This is a genomic window from Nonomuraea sp. NPDC050663, assembly GCF_044456985.1.
GTDB lineage: Bacteria > Actinomycetota > Actinomycetes > Streptosporangiales > Streptosporangiaceae > Nonomuraea.
Genome location: NZ_JBITGL010000001.1, coordinates 792,355 through 811,665 on the forward strand (window position 1 = coordinate 792,355; position 19,311 = coordinate 811,665).

At 71.0% G+C, this 19,311-nt stretch carries 18 protein-coding genes; 12 read left to right on the forward strand and 6 right to left on the reverse strand.

The window, feature by feature from the left end:
- Positions 1-58: 58 nt before the first annotated feature.
- Positions 59-730: a TetR/AcrR family transcriptional regulator gene (locus ACIBH1_RS03850; protein ID WP_397312025.1), complete on the reverse strand. Its 672-nt coding sequence runs from the start codon at positions 728-730 to the stop codon at positions 59-61.
- A 168-nt stretch (positions 731-898) separates the two neighbouring features.
- Between ACIBH1_RS03850 and ACIBH1_RS03855 the strand changes: the two genes are divergently transcribed.
- Complete coding sequence (locus tag ACIBH1_RS03855) at positions 899-2,113, forward strand: oxygenase MpaB family protein (RefSeq protein WP_397312026.1); 1,215 nt, start codon at positions 899-901, stop codon at positions 2,111-2,113.
- A gap of 15 nt (positions 2,114-2,128) precedes the next feature.
- Here the strand turns inward: ACIBH1_RS03855 and ACIBH1_RS03860 are convergent, their stop codons facing one another.
- Positions 2,129-3,376, reverse strand: a complete 1,248-nt coding sequence (locus tag ACIBH1_RS03860; RefSeq protein WP_397312027.1) for a hypothetical protein — start codon at positions 3,374-3,376, stop codon at positions 2,129-2,131.
- Between the two features lie 94 nt (positions 3,377-3,470).
- Here ACIBH1_RS03860 and ACIBH1_RS03865 point away from each other — a divergent pair, with 94 nt between their 5' ends.
- The 5 genes from ACIBH1_RS03865 to ACIBH1_RS03885 all read left to right on the forward strand — a co-directional run bounded on the left by ACIBH1_RS03865 (position 3,471) and on the right by ACIBH1_RS03885 (position 7,634).
- Positions 3,471-3,851, forward strand: coding sequence for a hypothetical protein (locus tag ACIBH1_RS03865; RefSeq protein WP_397312028.1), 381 nt, complete (start codon positions 3,471-3,473; stop codon positions 3,849-3,851).
- A 170-nt stretch (positions 3,852-4,021) separates the two neighbouring features.
- Positions 4,022-6,097, forward strand: a complete 2,076-nt coding sequence (locus tag ACIBH1_RS03870; protein ID WP_397312029.1) for a cellulase family glycosylhydrolase — start codon at positions 4,022-4,024, stop codon at positions 6,095-6,097.
- A 36-nt stretch (positions 6,098-6,133) separates the two neighbouring features.
- On the forward strand, positions 6,134-6,481 hold the full coding sequence (locus tag ACIBH1_RS03875) for a nitroreductase/quinone reductase family protein (RefSeq protein WP_397312187.1): 348 nt from the start codon (positions 6,134-6,136) through the stop codon (positions 6,479-6,481).
- Positions 6,482-6,529: 48 nt separating this feature from the next.
- Positions 6,530-7,141: a hypothetical protein gene (locus tag ACIBH1_RS03880; protein WP_397312030.1), complete on the forward strand. Its 612-nt coding sequence runs from the start codon at positions 6,530-6,532 to the stop codon at positions 7,139-7,141.
- Positions 7,125-7,634: an OmpA family protein gene (locus ACIBH1_RS03885; protein WP_397312031.1), complete on the forward strand. Its 510-nt coding sequence runs from the start codon at positions 7,125-7,127 to the stop codon at positions 7,632-7,634. Before ACIBH1_RS03880 ends, ACIBH1_RS03885 begins: the two co-directional genes overlap by 17 nt.
- Here ACIBH1_RS03885 and ACIBH1_RS03890 read toward each other — a convergent pair.
- Complete coding sequence (locus tag ACIBH1_RS03890) at positions 7,618-8,556, reverse strand: ArsR/SmtB family transcription factor (protein ID WP_397312032.1); 939 nt, start codon at positions 8,554-8,556, stop codon at positions 7,618-7,620. The genes ACIBH1_RS03885 and ACIBH1_RS03890 overlap by 17 nt on opposite strands.
- Positions 8,557-8,617: 61 nt before the next feature.
- Here ACIBH1_RS03890 and ACIBH1_RS03895 point away from each other — a divergent pair, with 61 nt between their 5' ends.
- Positions 8,618-9,757 carry an MFS transporter gene (locus tag ACIBH1_RS03895; protein ID WP_397312033.1) on the forward strand — a complete coding sequence of 380 codons (1,140 nt, stop codon included), beginning with the start codon at positions 8,618-8,620 and terminating at the stop codon, positions 9,755-9,757.
- Here the strand turns inward: ACIBH1_RS03895 and ACIBH1_RS03900 are convergent.
- Positions 9,729-10,775 (reverse strand): S1C family serine protease, encoded by a 1,047-nt coding sequence (locus tag ACIBH1_RS03900; RefSeq protein ID WP_397312034.1) that lies wholly within the window; start codon positions 10,773-10,775, stop codon positions 9,729-9,731. The two genes, ACIBH1_RS03895 and ACIBH1_RS03900, sit on opposite strands and share 29 nt — an antisense overlap.
- Positions 10,776-10,794: 19 nt before the next feature.
- Complete coding sequence (locus tag ACIBH1_RS03905) at positions 10,795-12,198, reverse strand: AMP-binding protein (RefSeq protein WP_397312035.1); 1,404 nt, start codon at positions 12,196-12,198, stop codon at positions 10,795-10,797.
- A gap of 67 nt (positions 12,199-12,265) precedes the next feature.
- Here ACIBH1_RS03905 and ACIBH1_RS03910 point away from each other — a divergent pair, with 67 nt between their 5' ends.
- The 5 genes from ACIBH1_RS03910 (at position 12,266) to ACIBH1_RS03930 (ending at position 18,561) form a co-directional block, all read left to right on the forward strand.
- Positions 12,266-13,036 carry a hypothetical protein gene (locus ACIBH1_RS03910; RefSeq protein ID WP_397312036.1) on the forward strand — a complete coding sequence of 257 codons (771 nt, stop codon included), beginning with the start codon at positions 12,266-12,268 and terminating at the stop codon, positions 13,034-13,036.
- A gap of 60 nt (positions 13,037-13,096) precedes the next feature.
- The gene (locus tag ACIBH1_RS03915; RefSeq protein WP_397312037.1) at positions 13,097-15,292 is read left to right on the forward strand and encodes an acyl-CoA dehydrogenase; all 2,196 of its coding nucleotides are present in this window, start codon (positions 13,097-13,099) and stop codon (positions 15,290-15,292) included.
- Between the two features lie 148 nt (positions 15,293-15,440).
- Positions 15,441-17,054: a hypothetical protein gene (locus tag ACIBH1_RS03920; protein ID WP_397312038.1), complete on the forward strand. Its 1,614-nt coding sequence runs from the start codon at positions 15,441-15,443 to the stop codon at positions 17,052-17,054.
- A gap of 96 nt (positions 17,055-17,150) precedes the next feature.
- Positions 17,151-17,282: a hypothetical protein gene (locus tag ACIBH1_RS03925; protein WP_397312039.1), complete on the forward strand. Its 132-nt coding sequence runs from the start codon at positions 17,151-17,153 to the stop codon at positions 17,280-17,282.
- A 97-nt stretch (positions 17,283-17,379) separates the two neighbouring features.
- Entirely contained in the window at positions 17,380-18,561 is a 1,182-nt protein-coding gene (locus ACIBH1_RS03930; RefSeq protein WP_397312040.1) for a glycosyltransferase family 4 protein, read from the forward strand.
- Here ACIBH1_RS03930 and ACIBH1_RS03935 read toward each other — a convergent pair.
- Positions 18,548-19,288, reverse strand: coding sequence for a class I SAM-dependent methyltransferase (locus ACIBH1_RS03935; RefSeq protein ID WP_397312042.1), 741 nt, complete (start codon positions 19,286-19,288; stop codon positions 18,548-18,550). The two genes, ACIBH1_RS03930 and ACIBH1_RS03935, sit on opposite strands and share 14 nt — an antisense overlap.
- Positions 19,289-19,311: the final 23 nt, after the last annotated feature.

Consider the following 19,311-nt stretch of genomic DNA (forward strand, 5'->3'; position numbering starts at 1 on the left):
CGTCTCGGGGAGTTCTGCCTTACGTAGGTAGTCGCTCGGCGGGCCCCCGGTGTGACAGCTAGGCGGGCGGCTCCAGCATCGGGACGAGGAAACGCCGGGCGACGGCGGCGAGCTGGGTGTCGTCGTCGAGGTCGATGATGGCACTCGGGATCGCCAGGAACGAGGTGGAGATGCGCACCATCATCTCGGCCACGAGGTCGGCGTCGAGGTCGTCGGAGACGTGGCCGGCGCGTTGCTCGCGGCGCAGCTGGCCGGCGACGAACTGGCGCACGGTGGCGAGGGTCTGGCCGCCGTCGGCCATCATGGACGGGACGAGCAGGTCGGGTTCGGTGACGATGAGGCCGCCGATCAGGGGGTTGTCGCGGATGGCGCGCAGCGAGCTGACGAAGCCGAGCACGACCCTGTCGGCGGCCGTGTCCGCCTGCTCGATGTCGATGAGGAAGCGGTCGAAGTAGCGGCGGAACTCGCGGCGCACCACGTGTTCGACGAGCGTGTCCTTGGTGTCGAAGCGACGGTAGACGGTGATGCGCGAGACCTTCGCCAGCCGGGCGACGTCCTCCATGGTGGAGCGGCGGATGCCGATGCGGCAGAACTGCTCGTAGGCCGCGTCGAGGATGCGGGTCCTGAGCTCGTCGGGGTCGCCGACCTGTTCGACGGCGTCGAAGTAGGCGCGTTCCAGCAACGACTCCGAGTCCGACGGCGCCATGAATCCGGACAGCACAGATTCCACGATCCCCTCCTGTGCCGATTCTGCCTCAGATACGGGCCTTGTGATGCCTGTCACACTGTGGTCTGATGATGAATGATACACAGATTCATAATTTGTATCTAAGTATCACCTTGAGTGGCCTGAAGCACATGCCCCGAGCGAGACCCCCCACCTCGAAGGAGTGCAGGCATGGCAGAGTTGAGCAGGCGCAAGATACTGATCTCGGGCACCGCCCTGGGCGCGCTCGGAGCGATGGGAGTGGCCTCCCCGGCCCAGGCCGACGACTGGACCTGGCCCGCGAGCGGGTCGATCGCCGGGTCTGGCAGCGGCGCCGATCCCCGGTGGGTGTGGGACGACGAGGCCGACCCGCTCCTCGCCTCGCTGTTCCAGCGCGGGCTCATCCCCGAGGTCAACCGCCTGCTGTACGACTGGAACCGCAACGAGCAACCCCTGCCCGCCGGGCTGCCGGAGGACCTGCGCGACTTCATGGAGCGGGCGCGTCAGCTGCCGGCGTGGGCCGACCCCGCCAAGCTGGCGGCCGGCGCCAGGTTCCACGTGCTCAAGGGCAACTACATCGTCGTCCTCACCATCGTCGGCGCCGGCATGCTGGCCACCTCCATCCCCAAGGAGGCCCGCGCGGTCTACTACTCCGCGGGCGGCGCCGACCTGAAGGACCGGGTCGCCAAGACCAACATCCTGGCCTACGCCGTCAGGCCCGCGAACGCCTGGTCGACCGGCGGCACGGCCGTGGTCGAGGCCGTCAAGACCCGGCTGGTGCACGCGGCCGTACGGCACCTGCTGCAGTCGTCGCCCTACTGGACGGGCCCCATCCCGATCAGCCAGGAGGACATGCTCGTCACCTGGCACACCCTGGCGACCTTCTCCATGCGCGGGATGCGCGGGTGGGGGGTGCGCATGTCGTCGGCCGAGGCCACCGGCTACCTGCAGTCGCTGCAGGTCATGGGGCACATGCTCGGCATCAGGGACGAGTTCATGCCCGCCACCTGGGAGACCTCGTACACCCAGTCGGACATCGTCCTGCCCAGGAACATGGGGCCGACCAGGGAAGGCGTGGAGCTCAACGCCATCCTGCGCACCATGCTCGCGGAGATGACCAGCGGCCCGGGCGGCATCGACAAGCCCCTCGTCAACGCCTTCTCCCGCTACCTCACCGGCAACCAGGTGGCCGACTGGAACGGCATCCCGCGCGAGCCGCTGTGGGACCCGCTCATCAGGACGGCGTGGCCGCTGCTGGTGAAGTTCAGGGAAGGGCTGATCGGGCTGCCCCTGGTGCCCGCCACCGCGTGGCTCCTCGACGAGATGATCAAGAAGTGGAGCACGTACTACCTCACCAGGGGCGCGGAGACCAAGATCGTGATCCCGACGGGCAACCGCCCGAGCTGACCCCGGATCCTCGGCTCACGGGCCGAGGATCTCCAGCATCAGCTCGACGGGCAGGAGCGGGTTCGCGGCGGCGACGGGCCGCGTCCGGCTGTCGGCGTACAGGGCCAGGACGCGAGCCCGGGGCAGACGCGGGTCGCTGGAGGCCGCGCTGGTGGGGAACTCCTCGCTCAGGGCCTCGATCAGGCTGGGCGGGGCTTCCGGATCCAGTACGGCGAGCAGCCGGACGGCCGGGTCGGGCGAGCAGGCCACTCGATCGGCGAGCCCTTCCCTGGGGAAGTTCCTGTGGTGGATCTGGTCGAACCGGGTGACGAAGGGCGACTCGACGGCGACGGCCAGCAGGAGCTCGCCCGGGGCGTCAGGATGGTGCTCGGCCAGGATGAGCCGGACGACGAAGTCCTCGTCCGCGGCGAGACGCGTCACGAGGTCGGCGGGGAGCCAGGGACTGTAGGCGGCCGCACGCCGCAGGCCGTGATGGGTGGATCCGGCCGCCCGTCGCATCAGGGGAAGGTCGTCCAGGCAGTTGGCCCACCAGGAAGGCGGACGCAGGTCGTCGCGCGGCCCGCCGTCGTAGTCGATCCCGTCCCGTTCCTGGTCGCTCAGCTCCGGGTTCAACGCCGCCGCGAGCCGTACGGAGGGGTCCGGGTCGTGTCCGAGGGCGAGGAGGAGGTCGTGCGGGGTGTGACGGTTCGCGGCGATCGCCTGCCGGATCTCGGGATCGGGGTCGGTGGCCAGGTCGGCGAAGCGGCTCCGGGTGAAGGCGGTGACGGAGAGCGCCTCACGTGAGGCGACCCGCGCCAGGCGTGCGGCGATGTCGGCTCTTCCGGGCGCCAGGCTGATCATGGCCGAGGTGCGCACGCTCGTGTCGGGGTCGTCGAGAAGCCGCGCCCAGACCTGGTCCGGAAGCGCGGGGGCCAGCATGAGCGCCCGTCTGACGTCGGCGTCCTGGTCGGCGGCGAGGGTCTCGTACGCCACGGCCGGCAGGGCCGATCTTCCGCGCCTGTGGGTCTCGCCCGAGGCGATGATCTCCCGGATGGAGGCGGCGGGATCGTGGACCAGCCGGGCTCGCTGGGCCCCGGTCGCACCGAGGCTCATGGCGAGGATCTCCCTGACCGCCCTTCGAGGATGGCTCACCATCGCGTCCACGAGAGGGTCCGGCAGGTGCCTGCGGTAGGCGAGTCCTGCGGCATCGACGTCGAGGAGCCGGATGAGGAGGTCGACCGGCGCGGCGGGGTTGTGCGCCAGGCCGTCCAGTGGAGTGAGCACCCATGCATTGTGCAATCACCGATCAAGTGGCATGCAATGGCCGCCCGATACACCTATGGAGGCATTCAGAACAAGGAACAAAGAGGAACATCCCGTGGCAAGCACCGGCATCATCATGGCCATCGCCATCACCCTAGGAACGACGCTCATCCTGGCCCTCGTCGGCCTCCCGTTCTTGCTCGGCGCCCTCCGTGGCAGGCAGCTGCTGGCCAGTGGTCTCCCGCGTGAGGCCGAGATCGAGTACATGGGCGACACCGGCGTCACCGTCAACGGGCAGCCGATGGTGAGCTTCGGGCTCGTCGTGCGCCGGCCCGAGGGCGCGGCCTACCGTGTCACCCACCGGCAGACGTTGCCGCGCATCCCGATGGGGCTGATCGTGCCGGGTGCCTTGGTGCCGGTGCGGGTGGACCCGCAGCATGCCGACCGGGTGCACATCGACTGGGCCGCGTGGCGGCCGGCGTATCCCGGCGCGTGAGGGAGGCGGGCCCGCGATCCGGCGGGCGTCGAGGTGCAGGTGATCGCCCCTGATCCATTGATCAGGGGCGTTTTCGCGTCATTTGGGCCTTGTGGGGCGGGGGAGGGGCGCTTATTGTCACGCTTGTTCGTTAGGAAGCTTTCCTAACCATCGAAGGAGACGCACCCCCCATGCTCCGATCCCTCACCGTGGTCGCGCTGGCGGCGATCGTCGCCGCGGGCTTACCGGCCACAGCCTCCCAAGCCGCCCCCACCAGGTACGAAGCCGAGAACGCGGCCGTCTCGCAGGGCCTGGTGGAGTCGAACCACGCCGGATTCAGCGGCGCCGGCTTCGTCAACTACGACAACGTCACCGGCTCCTCCGTGGAGTTCACCGTCGACGCCGCGAGCGCGGGCACGGCCACGCTGACCCTCCGCTACGCCAACGGCACCGCGGCCAACCGGCCGATGGCGATCTCGGTGAACGGCGGGGCGGCGGTCACCCGCGACTTCCCCGGCACCGGCGCCTGGACCGCCTGGACCTCGACCACGCTGACCGCCCCGCTCAACGCCGGGACCAACACGATCAGGGCGACCGCCACGACCTCCAACGGCGGACCCAACCTCGATTTCCTCGACGCCGAGATCGCCGCGCCGGCCAGTGACTACCAGGCCGAGAACGCCACGATCTCGCAGGGCGTGGTGGAGTCGAACCACGCCGGATTCACCGGCACCGGCTTCGTCAACTACGACAACGTCACCGGTTCCCATGTGCAGTTCACGGTCGACGCCGCCCAGGCCGGCAGTGCCGCGCTGACGTTCCGCTTCGCCAACGGCACCACGGCGAACCGGCCGATGGCGATCTCGGTGAACGGCGGGGCGGCGGCCACTCGCGACTTCCCTGGCACCGGCGCCTGGAGCACGTGGCAGGAGGTCACCGTCGACGCCCAGCTCAACGCGGGCGCGAACACCGTCAGGGCGACGGCGACCACCGCCAACGGCGGGCCGAACCTGGACCGCCTGGCCGTCTCGGCGAGCGGCCCGCCCGACACCCAGAAGCCGTCCGTCCCCGGCAACCCGAGGGTGACCGGCACCAGCTCCAGCTCGATCAGCCTGGCCTGGGACGCCTCCACCGACAACAGCGGCACGATCAAGGACTACCGGGTGCGCGAGGGCGAGACCGTGGTCGCCACCGTCACCGGCACGACCGCCACGATCAGCGGCCTGGCCCCCTCGACCAGCCACACCTACACGATCACCGCTCGCGACCCGTCCGACAACGAGTCCGACCGTGGCGCCGCCGTCACCGGCACCACGGGCCCGGGCGGCGCGGGCACGCCGGTCGAGGCCAACGGCCAGCTGCGCGTGTGCGGCCTGAAGTTGTGCAACGAGTCGGGCAAGCAGATCCAGCTGCGCGGCATGAGCTCGCACGGCATCCAATGGCACCACGACTGCCTCAACACCGCCTCGCTCAACGCCCTGGCCTCGGACTGGAAGTCCGATGTGCTGCGCATCTCGATGTACATCCAGGAGGACGGCTACGACACCAACCCGCGCCTGTTCACCGACCGGGTGCACAACCTCATCGAGCAGGCCACCTCGCGCGGCATGTACGCCATCGTCGACTGGCACATGCTCAACCCCGGTGATCCGTACGCCAACGGCAACCTCGCCAAGGCCAAGACCTTCTTCACCGAGATCGCCCAGCGGCACAACGACAAGAAGAACCTGCTCTACGAGATCATGAACGAGCCGAGCGGCGTGGCCTGGTCGCGGATCAGGAACTACGCTCACGAGATCATCCCGGTGATCCGCGCCAACGACCCCGAGAGTCTGATCCTCGTCGGCACCCGCGCCTGGTCCTCGCTGGGAGTCTCGGAGGGCTCCGACGAGAGCGAGATCGTCGCCAGCCCGGTCAACGCGACGAACATCATGTACACCTTCCACTTCTACGCCGCCTCGCACGGCAGCGAATACCTGGACACCCTCTCCAGCGCCGCCGACCGCCTGCCGATGTTCGTCACCGAGTTCGGCACGCAGACCGCCTCCGGCGGTGGCTCGAACAACTTCACCCGGTCGCAGCAGTACATCGACCTCATGAAGGCCAAGAAGATCAGCTGGGTGAACTGGAACTTCTCCGACGACCCGCTGTCGGGTGCGGTGTTCACCGAGGGCACCTGCCCCGGCGGGCCCTTCACCGGCACGACGAGGCTGAAGGAGGCCGGACGCTGGATCCGCGACCAGGTCAGGCTGCCTGACGACTTCTGAAAGAGGATCTGAAGGGGATCCGAAGCCCACCGCGGCATCGTCAGGGGCATGAGAAACGACCTGACGATGACCACGGTGGGCAGGAAGACCGGGCGGCCGCGCCGTACCGAGCACGCGTTCGACCTCGACGGCGAGAGGCTGGTGCTGGTCGGGGTCGGCTCGGAGCAGGGCCCGCGACTGCCCGGCTGGTACCGGGACCTGATGGTGCACCCGGACGCGGAGATCCTGGTGGGCCGGGAGAGCTTCCAGGTGAAGGCGCACACGGCCCAGGGAGCGGAACGGCGGCGGTTGTGGAAGAAGGTGGTCGCGAAGGAGCCGATCTACCAGCGCTACGCCGACTCGGCGAGAGGGGAGGTGCCCGTCGTGGTGCTGGAGAAGGCCTAGGTATCGGTCATCCGATATGGTCAAGATCCGGCAAAGAGAGGGGTTGCCATGCGGAGGACCGTCGCTCTCGCCGCCCTGGCGGCGGCGCTGACCGGCTGCGGGCTGGCCGAGGAGCCAAAAACGGCGCAGGGGCCAAACGCGGCGCAGCAGCCCAACACGGCCCAGCAGCCCAATACGGCGCAGCAGCCCGAGGCGGCGCGGCCCACGCCCACCCAGCCCGTCGCGGTGCAGGTCGAGGAGGGCAAGGCGATCGCGGGCACGATCGCCGCCGTCTCCGCCGGCGGCCAGACCGGCAAGGCCAAGCTGGAGATCATGTCGCTGAAGCGGCAGGGCAGGACCACGACGCTGAACTTCACCGTCACCGCCCTCGAAGGCAAGGTCAACATGCACAACGGCATGGGCGGGCACACCCTGGACTACACGGTCTCGGGAGTCAGCCTGATCGACCCGGTCAACGGCAAGCGATATCGGGTCGCCCGTAACGGCACCGACGAGAAGGCGGAGTGCGTCTGCAGCGGCACGCAGGGCATGTTCCTGGCCCCCGGTGACGAGGCCTCGGGCAGCGCTTACGCGGTCTTCGGCGCGCCGCCGGCCGAGGTGACCAAGGTGGACGTGGAGTTCCCGATGATCGGTGTGATCCACGATGTCCCGCTCTCTTGAGCTGCTGCTCGCGCTGGCTCTGGCCGTCGACCCGAGCACCCCGGTCGAGGACCTGGTCTTCCCCGTGGAGGACATCGTCGCCGAGGTCGAGTCGATGGACGGCGCGCAGAGCGAGAGCACCCGCGACGACGAGGTGACGGTGGCGCTGGCCGGCGACGTGCTGTTCGCGCTTGACCGGTGGGTGCTGACGGCCAAGGCCAGGCAGCGCCTGACGCGGGTGGCCGAGCAGGTCGGGCGGCGCAACGCCGGCGGGACGATCCGCATCGAGGGGCACACCGACGACCAGGGGTCCGACGCCTACAACGTGGCGTTGTCGCGCAAGCGCGCCGAGGCGGTCCGGCGGTTCCTGGCCTCGCGGCTGGAGGGCGCCTTCGAGGTCCAGGGGTACGGCGAGGCCAGGCCGAAGTGGCCCAACGTGGTCGGGGGCAGGGCGGTGCCGTCCAACCAGGCGAAGAACCGCCGCGTGGAGATCGTCTTCACGGCGAAGCCGTGAGGGTGAGCGAGTCGCCCAGCGGCGTGCGCCGGTACAGCACCGAGCGCCCGCTGCGCGCCCTGGTGACCAGGCCCGCCCGCCTCAGCACCGCCAGATGGTCGCCCACGGCCCCGAGCGCCATGCCGAGCACCGCCGCGAGCTGGCTCGTGGACGCGGGCGAGGCCAGCGCGCACAGCACCTTGGCACGGCTGCGCCCGACGAGATCGGCCAGCCCGTCCATCGGCTCGGCCGACTCCCACAATCCCGCGACGCCGACCGCCGGGTAGCTCAGCCCGAAGGCCCGCGGAGGATCGAGGAAGACCGCCGTCGTGCCGAAGGCGTTGGGCACGAGCACCACCCCTGCGCCGCGCACGGGCGTCGACGGCCCGTGCAGCTTGCCCAGCAGGACTCGCTCGCCCTCGACCGCCATGTCGATGCCGAGGTCGGGGAAGACGCTGGCCCAGCCGTACACGGCCAGGCGGCCCGCGTGGTGCACCACGTCGCGTTCGAGGAGCGCCCGCAGCCGCGGCCAGTCGGCGGCGAGCAGCTCGTCCCAGGCCCTGCGCAGGGCGGAGGCGACCACGAGCTGGGGCGAGGGCACGTCGAGGCAGGGGTCCAGGGGCCGCCCACGGTAGCTGAGCTCCAGGTCGGCGCGGGCGCGGGCGGCGGGTGTGCGGCGGGCCAGTTCGAGCTCGTGCTCGAAGGTGGTGGCCATGCCCTCGGGCGGCAGGCCGTAGAAGTCGGGCAGGTAGTCGGTGGTGTGGTGCAGGTCGGCCAGGGCACGCACGACGGGGTCGGCGGCGATGAGGTGTTCCAGGCGTTCGCGTCGCGGCCAGAGCACCGGCAGCCGCCTGCGGCTGAGCACGGCGACGAGCTGCGCCATCGGCGACAGGCCGAAGCGGGTGAGGGCCAGGTCCTCGGGAGTGCACACCAGGTAGGCCATGAGTTTCGTCTCCTGACGAAACAATAGCCGCGTGCCGGGCCGGACGGCAGCGTCGAAGAGCATGAGGACCTACCGCGAGCTGTTCGCCGTCACCGAGTTCCGCACGATCTTCGCCGGGACGCTCGGCGGGGTCGCGGGCGGGACGATGGCCATGCTGGCCGTCTCGGCGCTGGTCTACGCCGAGACGGGCTCGCCGTTCCTGGCGGCCGTCGCCTACCTGCTCGGATTCCTGCCGCAGGCGCTGGGCGCGCTGCTGCTGGGCGGGTGGGCCGACCGGTTACCTGCCAGGGCCCTGCTGAGCTGGTGGACCCTGGTCAGGGCGGTGGTGATCGGGCTGATGGCGGCCGGGGTGGTGCCGGTCTGGTTCATGGCGGCGCTGGGCGTGGGCGACGCGGTGGCGGGGGCGGCGCGGCAGGCGCTCACCGCCGACCTGCTGCCCGGCGAGGCCTACGTGCTGGGCCGCTCGACGCTGAACCTGGCCGTGGGCGGCATGCAGATCGCCGGGTACGGCGTGGCGGGCCTGCTCATGCTCGCTGTCGGCCCGCAGGCCGCCCTGGCCTCGGCCGCTGCGGTGGAGCTGGTCATGGTGCCGCTCTACCGGTTCGGGCTGCGCCGCAGGCGGCCCAGGAACCGCGCCCCGCAAAGGACGTTCAGGTTCTTCGCCCCCGGCCTGCTGCTGACGCAGTGGGTGCCGAGCGGCCTGATCGTCGGCGCCGAGGCGCTGTTCGTGCCGCTGGCGGGGGAGTCGGCGGGGCTGCTGTTCATGGCGGCCGCGGGCGGCATGCTGGCCGGGGATCTGGTGGTGGGCCGCTGGACCGACGCCCGATCCAGGCTGGCGCTCGGACCGTGGTTGTACGCCCTGCTCGGCCTGCCGTACCTGGCCTTCTTCCTGGAGCCCGGCCTGGTGGCGGCCGTGGCGCTGGTGGGGGTGGCGTCGTTCGGCTACGCGGGCCAGCTGGGCACCCAGGAAAGGTATCTGGCCGCGGTGCCCGAGCGGGCTCGCGGCCAGGCGCTGGGGCTGGCCGCGAGCGGGATGCAGAGCAGCCAGGCGCTGGCGGCGGCGGGCACGGGGACGCTCGCGGAGTTCGTCCCCGTGCCGGTGGCGATCGCGCTGGCCGGGCTGGCGTCGCTGACCGCTTCCGTCGCCCTGGCCAGGCACATCGTCAGGCCGGTCACTCCGCCTGGAGCTCGCCCAGGGTGACGGTGACGGTTGTGGTGGAGCCGTCGGGCCTGATGATCTCGACCTTGGCCTGGTCGCCGGGCTGCAGTCCGGCCAGGACCTCGGCCAGCGCCCCCATCGTGGGAGTCTCGACGCCGTTGACGGACAGGATGATGTCGCCCGGCTTGATGCCCGCCTGCTCGGCGCCGCCGTTCGGCACCACCGAGACGACCTGCACGCCGAGCGGGCGGCCCTCGGGGCCGATGACGCCGCTGCCCTGGATGCCGAGGGCGGCGCGGTGGGTGTTGGTGACCTTGCCGTCCTTGATGATCTGGCCGGCGATGTCGGTGGCGGTGTTGCTCGGGATGGCGAAGCCGATGCCGGGCGCGGCGCTGTCGCCGAGTTCGGGGTTGGTGGCGGCCAGCGTGGGGATGCCGACGACCTCGGCGCTCAGGTTGACCAGCGCGCCGCCGCTGTTGCCGGGGTTGATGGCGGCGGAGGTCTGGATCGCGTTGGCGATGACCCCTCCGGGCGGGGGCTCGGAGACCGTACGGCCGAGCGCGGAGATGATGCCGTTGGTGACGCTGCCCGACAGGCCCAGCGGGTTGCCCATGGCCAGCACGATCTGGCCCACCCGTGCCTTGGCCGAGTCGGCGAACTTGGCCGGGCGCAGCCCCGTGGCGTCGGAGACCTTGATCACCGCCAGGTCGCCCGCGGGGAAGGAGGCGACGAGTTCGGCGGGTCTGGAGGCGCCGCCGGTGGCCAGCGTCACCTCCAGTTGCGTGGCCTGACCCACGACGTGGGCGTTGGTCACGATGTGCCCGGCGGTGTCGTAGACGATGCCGGAGCCCAGTCCCACCTTCGTATTGATCTGCACGATGGAGGGCATCACCTGCGTGATGACCTGTTCGTAGGCGGCCTCCAGGGCGAAGGCGCCCCCGGTGGGCTGGGCCGCGGGCGTCGTGCCCGTGGCCGTCGGGGTGGCGGTCGAGGTGCTGGGTGCGGGGGAGGAGCACCCGGCGGCCAGTGCGAGCAGCAAGGCGCAGAGCTTGATCCTCATGCGCCGGTATCTTCCCTGATCAGCGGGAAAGATACGCCTCCCGGACGTCGGTCCTGCTGAGCTTTCCCGTGGGGGTGCGCGGCAGCGTCTCCCTGAACTCGATGACGCGCGGGTGTTTGTGGCGGGCCAGGCGTCCTGCGCACAACTCCAGAAGGTCGGCGGCGGCGACCTCGGCGCCCGCCACGGGCTGCACGAGGGCGACCACGCGGTGGCCCCACTCGGGGTCGGGCACGCCGATCACCGCCGCGTCGGCCACGCCCGGATGCTCGACCAGCACCGCCTCGATCTCGGCCGGGTAGATGTTCACGCCGCCGGAGATGATCAGGTCGGTGCGCCGGTCCAGCAGGAACAGGTAGCCGTCGTCGTCGAGGTAGCCGATGTCGCCGGGGGTGTAGTCGCGCCCGCGCATCGCCGAGGCGGTCTTGCCGGGGTCGTTGTGGTACTCGAAGCGGTTGATGCCGCCGATGTAGACCAGCCCCGGCTCGCCGGACGGCTGCTCCTGGCCGTCGTCGCCGATGATGCTGAAGCTCATGCCGTCGAGCGCCCTGCCGACCGTGCCGGGCTTGGCCAGCCACTCGGCCGAGGAGACCATGGTGGCCACGGCCGCCTCGGTGGAGCCGTAGTACTCCCACACGACCGGCCCGACCCAGTCGATCATGGCCTGCTTGACCGCGGGAGGGCAGGGGGCGGCGCCGTGGTAGAGGTGGGTGAGGCTCGACAGGTCGTACTTCTCGCGATCGGGTACGGCCAGCAGCCGGTGGAACATCGTGGGCACCATGAAGGCGTTGGTCACCCGGTGGCGCGCGACCAGCTCCAGGGTCGTCACCGGGTCGAACCGCTCGGGGGCCACGACGGCGTGCCCGAGGTGCAGGGCCATCATCGCCTGGCCGTACGGTGCCGAGTGGTAGAGCTGCGAGCAGACCAGGTGCACGCCGCCGAAGGGCAGCTGGAAGTGCCGCCAGCTCTTGCGCATCAGGATCGGGTGGAGCTCCTCGGGAGGCAGCTCCAGCAGGCGGCGCCGTACCCCCTTGGGACGGCCGGTGGTGCCCGAGGTGTAGAGCATCATCGACCCCGCCCAGCGTTCCTCCGGCGGCCCGTCGGGGCCGTCGGGCAGGTCGCCGGGGGAGGTGATCACGACCTTGGCGCCGCAGTCGGCGACGATGTAGTCGATCTCGTCGGCGGTGTAGTGCCAGTTGACCGGCACGTGGTAGGCGCCGATCTGGTAGGTGGCCAGCATCAGCGTCAGCGCCTCCGGCCCGTTGGGCAGCACGCTGACGACCGTGTCGCCGCGGCCGACGCCGCGGGCGAGCAGCCCGTTCGACACCCGGTTCACCCGCGACAGTAAGGCGCCGTAGGACAGCTCGTGCTCCGGCAGGGCGGGCCGTTCAGGCTCCGCTGCGGCGATCTCGTAGAAGCCCCTCATGGTCGGGACTTTATAGAACAACGTTCTGTAGGCAAAAGGGCTCGGGCCCTGACGTACTCTCAAGCGCATGGGCGACGATTTCCTGCCCTCCCATGAAGCGCCCACGGCACCCTTCCAGCGGGTCGTGGTGCCCGAGGAGCCACGACCCGACCGAAGGCGGCCGCTGATCCTGCTCGGCGCCGCCGCCGCGACCGCCGCGGCGGTCGCCGGGGTCTTCGCGCTCTTCTCCGGTGACCAGCCGCGCAACGGGGCCGCCGCCCCGGCGCCCACGCCCGCGCGGGCCGGGGCCTCGCCCTCCGCCGCCGCGACGGGGCTGACCGGTGCGCCGGAGAGCCTGCCGTACACCGCGTTCGACGGCGGGACCAGCAAGATCACCGGGACGATCGCCGACAAGCACTCCCTGGTCAGCTATCCGCACCTGGGCAAGCCGTGGGTGCCCAAGAACTACGCGCCGTTCGCCGTCGCCCAGCGGGTGGGCGAGGTGGCCACGCCGCACACCCTGATCGGCTCGGCCATGGTGCCGATCAACGACCTGCCCGTGCCCAAGAGCGAGGCCGACTACCGGCGCTACGCCGAGCGCGCGGTCGGCTGGGCCCTGCGCACCCACTTCCCGGAGGGCAGCACGGCCACCTGGACCGCGTCGCAGAAGCTCGCCAAGGGCAAGGGCTGGCTGCTCGGCTTCACCGCGACCTACCAGGGCGGCACCTCTCAGGGCCTGCTCGCGGTGGTCGAGGTGGGCAAGAAGAAACCCGCGATGCTGCTGGCCGCAGTGCCCGACACGCGCAAGGAACTGTGGCCCGACCTCAACACCCTGGTCAAGGGGGTACGAAAATCATAGAAGCATCCTCTAGAATAACCTTCTAGCCAGTTTGACGACACTGTCGACGAAGGAGCTTCCATGGCGATCGGGTTGAGCGAGGAGCACGAGGCGCTCCGCGAGTCCGTGGCGGGCTGGGCCGAGCGGCACATCGCCCCCCGCGAGACGGCGGAAGGGCGCCCCGGCTTCTGGGCCGGGCTGGCCGAGCAGGGACTGCTCGGACTGCACCTGCCCGAGGAGTCCGGCGGATCCGGATACGGACTGCTGGAGACCGCCGTCGCCATCGAGGCGCTGGCCGAGCGGGTCGCGCCGGGGCCGTACGTGCCGACCGTGCTGGCCAGCGCGGTGATCCACGCCTCCAAGCGCCACGACCTGCTTCCCGGCCTGGCCGACGGCACGCTGACCGGCGCGGTGGCCCTCACCGGCTCGCTGAGCGGCACACGCGGCGACGACGGGGTCCTCACGATCTCCGGTACGGCGGAGCCGGTCCTCGGCGCCGACCTGGCCGACATCCTGGTGCTGCCCGTCAGCACCTCCGAGGGCGAGGAGTGGGTCGCCGTCGACGCGGCCGCGCTCACCGTCACCCCGGTCAAGTCCCTCGACATCACCCGGGCCGTGGCCAAGGTCGAGGCCGACGGCGTGGCCGTACCCGCCGAGCGCGTGCTCGACGGCGTCGAGGGCCCCGACGTGCTCAACCTCGCCGCGATCCTGCTCGGCGCCGAGGCGGCGGGCCTGGCCTCCTGGTGCGTGAAGGCCGCCTCCGACTACGCCAAGGTCCGCGAGCAGTTCGGCCGCCCGATCGGACAGTTCCAGGGCATCAAGCACAAGCTCTCCCGCATGCTCGTCGCGCTGGAGCAGGCGCGCGCCACGGTGTGGGACGCCACCCGCGCCGAGGGCAAGGAGCTGGAGTTCGCCGCCGCCGTCGCCGGGGTGATGGCTCCCGACGCGGCCGTGCAGTGCGCCAAGGACGCCGTGCAGACCTTCGGCGGCATCGGCTACACCTACGAGCACGACGCCCACCTCTACCTGCGCCGCGCGCTCACCATCCGGGCGCTGCTCGGCTCCAGCTCCGAGTGGGCCGCCTCCGTCACCTCCCTCGCCCTGTCCGGTGTCAGCCGCGAGATGGAGATCGACCTGCCCGAGGACGCCGAGCCGCTGCGCGAGGCCATCCGGGCCGAGATCGCCGGCATCGCCGCGCTGAGCACCGAGCCGAACGGCCACGCCAACCGCGGCAACGACCAGAAGCGCGCGCTGGCCGACCAGGGCTTCGTCATGCCGCACCTGCCCAAGCCGTGGGGCCGCGACGCCTCCCCGCTGGAGCAGGTCCTCATCCACCAGGAGCTGCGGGCCGCCAAGGTCAAGCTCCCGCAGATGATCATCGGTGCCTGGGTAGTGCCCTCCATCGCGGTGTACGGCACGCGCGAGCAGCAGGAACGATTCCTGCCGCAGACGCTGTCCGGCGAGACGATCTGGTGCCAGCTCTTCTCCGAGCCCGGCGCCGGCTCCGACCTGGCCAACGTGCAGATGAAGGCCGAGAAGGTCGAAGGCGGCTGGAAGCTCAACGGCCAGAAGATCTGGACCTCCGTCGCGCACGTCGCCGAGTGGGGCATCTGCATCGCCCGCACCGACAGCAGCAAGCCCAAGCACGACGGCATCACCTACTTCCTGGTCGACATGAAGTCGTCCGGCGTGACCGTGCGCCCGCTCACCGAGATGACCGGCGAGAACCTGTTCAACGAGGTCTTCCTCGACGACGTCTTCGTCCCCGACGACCTGGTGGTCGGCGAGGTCGACGACGGCTGGCGGGTGGCCCGCAACACGCTCTCCAACGAGCGGGTCTCGCTGTCGTCCGGCTCGGGCGGCACCGGCTCGTCCGTGCCCGACCTGCTGGGCCTCGTCGGCCGCCTGGGCCGCGAGCTCACCCCGGCCGAGGCCGTCGAGCTGGCCCACGTCGTGTGCGAGGGCCACTCGATCAACGCCCTGTCGCTGCGGGTCACCCTCAAGCAGCTGGCGGGCAACGAGCCTGGCGCCGACGCCTCGGTGCGCAAGCTGCTGTCGACCTCGCACGCCCAGCACGTCTCCGAGACCGCGGTGAACCTGCTCGGCGCCGCCTCCGTGGTCGCCGCCGACATGCGCCTGGGCGACGCGGGTTACTGGAACCGCGCGGTCCTGGCCACCCGGGCCATGACCATCTACGGCGGCACCACCGAGGTGCAGCTCAACATCATCGGCGAGCGCATGCTCGGCCTGCCGCGCGACCCGGAGCCCGGCAAGTAGTCGCCGGCGGGGAATCGGTGCTGACACCGATTCCCCGCCGGATCCGGCGCTGTCATCATCGGACGATGAAGGGTGCGCCGGCCGCGGGCTTCTGGGCCGCTGGTGAGGCTTTTGCACGGGATTAGGCCCGCTATCCTCAGCAGGTGTGATGGACGGCCGGCGCCTGGCACCCGTGCTGCTCGGGGTCGCGCTGGCCGTGCTCGCCCTCGGCCCGGCCCTGAAGCCCGGCTTCGTGCTCCGCTACGACATGGTGTTCGTGCCCGATCCGCCGATCCTGGCCGACACCGGCGGCTTCCCCCGAGCGATCCCCAGTGACCTGGTGGTGGCGCTGCTGTCCCGGGTCGTGCCGGCCGAGCTGGTGCAGAAGGCCGTCCTCGTGGGGGTCTTCGTGCTGGCGGCCACAGGGGCGGCCGCGCTGGTGCCGAAGGGGACCCTGGCCAAGCTCGCCGCGGCGGCGTTCTACGGGTGGAACATCTACCTGGCGCAGCGGCTGCTGCTGGGCCAGTGGGCGCTGCTGCTGGGGGTGGCGGCGCTGCCGTGGGCGATCAGGGCCCTCGCCCCAGGCGCGCTGACCAGGACCTCCGAAGCCGGGTCGGCGGCCAGGATCGCCGATGCCGGCTCGGCGGCCAGGATCGCCGGTGCCGGGTCGGCGACGACGGGTCTCGACCCCGGCCAGGCGACCAGGCCCCCCGGCGCCGCGTCGGCCAGGGGCCCCGATTCCGGTTCCCCGCGCGCCCCGTGGTGGTGGCTGCCGCTCGCGCTGGTGCCCGCTGCGGTGGGCGGCTTCCAGGCGATGCTCGTCTCGGCGCTGGCGCTGGTGCCCGTCGCGGCGTTCGTGCGGCGGCTCCCGGCCACGCTGCTCTGGCTGGCGCTCTTCTCGCTGCCGTGGCTGGTGCCGGCGCTGGCGGCGCAGGCGGTGACGGATCCGGCGGGCGTCGACGCCTTCGCGGCCCGCGCCGACGGGCCGTTCGGGGTGCTGGGGAGCCTGCTGGCCGGGGGCGGCATCTGGAACGCCGAGGCGGGGGTGCCGGGCCAGGACGACTGGTGGCAGGCGACCGCCCGCCTGCTGCTGGCCGCCGTGGGCCTGGCGGGTTTCGTACGGCTGCGCGGGCGCGCCGCCTGGTGGCCGGGGCTGGCGGTGGCCGCCGTGGCGGGACTCGGGATCGCGCTCACGGGAGCCTTCGCCCCGTCCGTGCTGAAGCAGCTGATCGTCTGGTGGCCGGGGTTCGGCCCGCTGCGTGACGGCCAGGCCTACCTCGCGCCCCTGGTCCTGGCGGCGGCCGTCGGGTTCGGCACCCTCATCCCGCGCGGCGTGGCGGGCGTGGTCGGCGTGCTGGCGCCGGTCCTGGTGGTGCCGACGTTCGCGCTCGGCGCCTTCGGCCGGCTGGAGGCGGTCGCGTATCCGGCCGACTGGCTCGCGGTCCAGCGGATCGTCAACACCGACCCCGCCCCGGGGGCGCTGCTGAGCCTGCCCTGGGGAGCGCACCGGGCGTTCGGCTGGAACGCCGGGCGGGTGATCCTGGATCCGGCGACCAAGATGTTCGCGCGCAGGGTGCTCTGGGACGACTCGCTGTCGGTGGCGCTTCCCGGCGGCGGGAGGTTGCGCGTGCGCGGGGAGGCCGCCGGCGCCCGTCCCGAGGTGCGCTACGTGCTGATCTCCGCAGATGAGAACAGGTTCCTGAGCGGCTACCCCGGCTGGGACGTGGTCTATCGGGGGGCCCAACTTGTGCTTCTCAAGGTCCCAGGGGGTACCCGAGAGTAACTTGCTTTGTTACGGTTTGACCAAGCCTATGGTGATGGGCCGGAACACGTTCTACTGTCGGGCACACCCCGCTTCCGAATTGGAGGGAGAGCCAAGGTGGTTCGCATCCTCGCGGCACTCATCATCGGGGCCGTCCTGGCGGTCGCCGCCTCGGCCGCGGTCGTCAACGTTGCCGCCCCGACGGCCGAGCCGCCCAACCAGCCGCTCTACAACTACGGCACCCGGTGATCGGGACACGTAGGCCTCCGGCTTTCACCGTTTGATCTCCCGAAGTGATGAGTTCTGTTTTGTCATGCCCGCATGCGATTGAACCCGTGGAGCAGACGTGACGAGATCGTGTGGGCTCAGCCTCGGCGACATACGGATAGCCGTACTGAACTTCCGTGAACCCGAGCAGAGCGTGGCGGGCGGTGCCGAGGAGTACGCCTGGCAGGTCGCCCGCCACCTGGCGGCTCAGGGCGCGGGCGTGCACTTCGTCACCAGCAGGGAGCGCGGCCAGTCCAAGGCCGAGCGGGTGGACGGCATCGAGTTGCGCCGGATGGGCAACCGCTACCTGGTCTACCTGCTGGTGCCGCTCTGGCTGCTGTTCCGTCGGCGGCACTTCGACGTCGTCATCGACGCGATGAACGGGATCCCGTTCTTCGCCCCGGTCGTCGTGCGCCGCCGTACCAGGGTCGTCTCGCTCGTCCACCACGTGCACGACCGGCAGTTCTACGCCTTCCTGCCCAAGCTGGTCGCCCGGGTGTGCTGCTTCGTCGAGGGGCCGCTGGCCCGGCGCCTCTACCGGCGGTGCACGACGGTGACGGTCTCGGAGTCGTCGCGGCAGAGCCTGCGCGAGCGGCTCGGCTGGCTGGCGCCGATCCAGGTGATCCACAACGGGGTGTCGGCCGCTCCCGCCGGTTCAGGAGCCACCGGAGCGCCGGTGATCACCTACGTCGGCAGGCTGGTCGGTCACAAGCATCCCGAGCAGGTGGTCGAGCTCGCGGAGGTGCTCGCCGAGAACTGGCCCGACCTGCGGGTCAACGTGATCGGGCGCGGGCCGGAGTACGCGAACCTGGCCGAGCTGATCGAGCGGCGCTCCCTGGGCGACCGGGTGACCCTGCACGGCTTCCTGTCCGAGGAGGACAAGGCGCGGGTCCTGGGCGAGTCGCTGCTGCACGTGATGCCCTCGGAGTGGGAGGGCTGGGGCCTGACCGTCATCGAGGCCGCGGCGCACGGCGTCCCGACCGTCGCCTACGACGTGGCGGGGCTGCGTGACTCGGTGCGCGACGGCGTCACCGGCTGGCTGGTGACCGAGGACGAGACGCTGGCCAACGTCGTCGAGCGTTCGCTCAAGCGGCTCAGCGACCCGCTGCTGCGTGAGGAGACCGCGCGGCACTGCCGGTCGTGGTCGGCCAGCTTCAGCTGGCACGGCACCGGCGAATCGTTCGCCCAGCTGATCACCGCCGAGCTCGCCGAGGCGCGTGCCACCCGGCTGGCGAAGGTGTCGCGGCTCAGTGCTTCCTGAGCACGATCACCAGGTTCCAGGTGACCAGCTCGCGCAGGCCGGGGATCCGCACCACGGGCTTGGCCCAGCGCGGCAGGTAGCGGGGGAGGATGTCGACCACCGTGGCGTCGCGCCTGGCGCGCGCCCAGCGGATCATGCTTCCCGCCGAGACGGCGTAGAGGCTCTCGCCGAAGAGGTTCTTGGGCCGTTTTCCCTGCTTGCGGGCGTAGCGCCGGGCCGCGTGGTGGCCGCCGAGGTAGTGCCAAGGGGAGGTCTCGTGCCCGCCCCACGGGGAGAGCCAGTTGGTGTAGGAGAGGTAGACCGTGCCGCCGGGCGCGGTCACCCGCACCATCTCGTCGGCCATCCTGACCGGGTCGGGCACGTGCTCCAGCACGTTGGAGGAGAAGCACAGGCCGACGGAGCCGGTCGCCAGCGGCAGGTCGAGAGCGCTGCCCAGGATCGAGTCGACCGGCATACGGCCGTCGCGCGCGCTCATCTCGCCCGCGTCGCAGTCGACGCAGACCACCCGCGCCCCCGCGTCGCGCAGGGCGTCGGAGAAGTAGCCGGAGCCGCCGCCCACGTCGATCACGAGCGAGCCCTTCAGCTCGGTGTAGGAGTCGAGCTGCGCGACGGTGTCCTGCGCGAGCAGGCCGTAGAAGAGGTCGGGATCGGTCTGCTCTTTGCGGAAGGCGCGGAAGAGCCGCACCGAACGGGCCAGGTTCGCGCGGAAAGGGGTCGACGAGGGCACGGCGAGAGCGTACTAGAACGTGT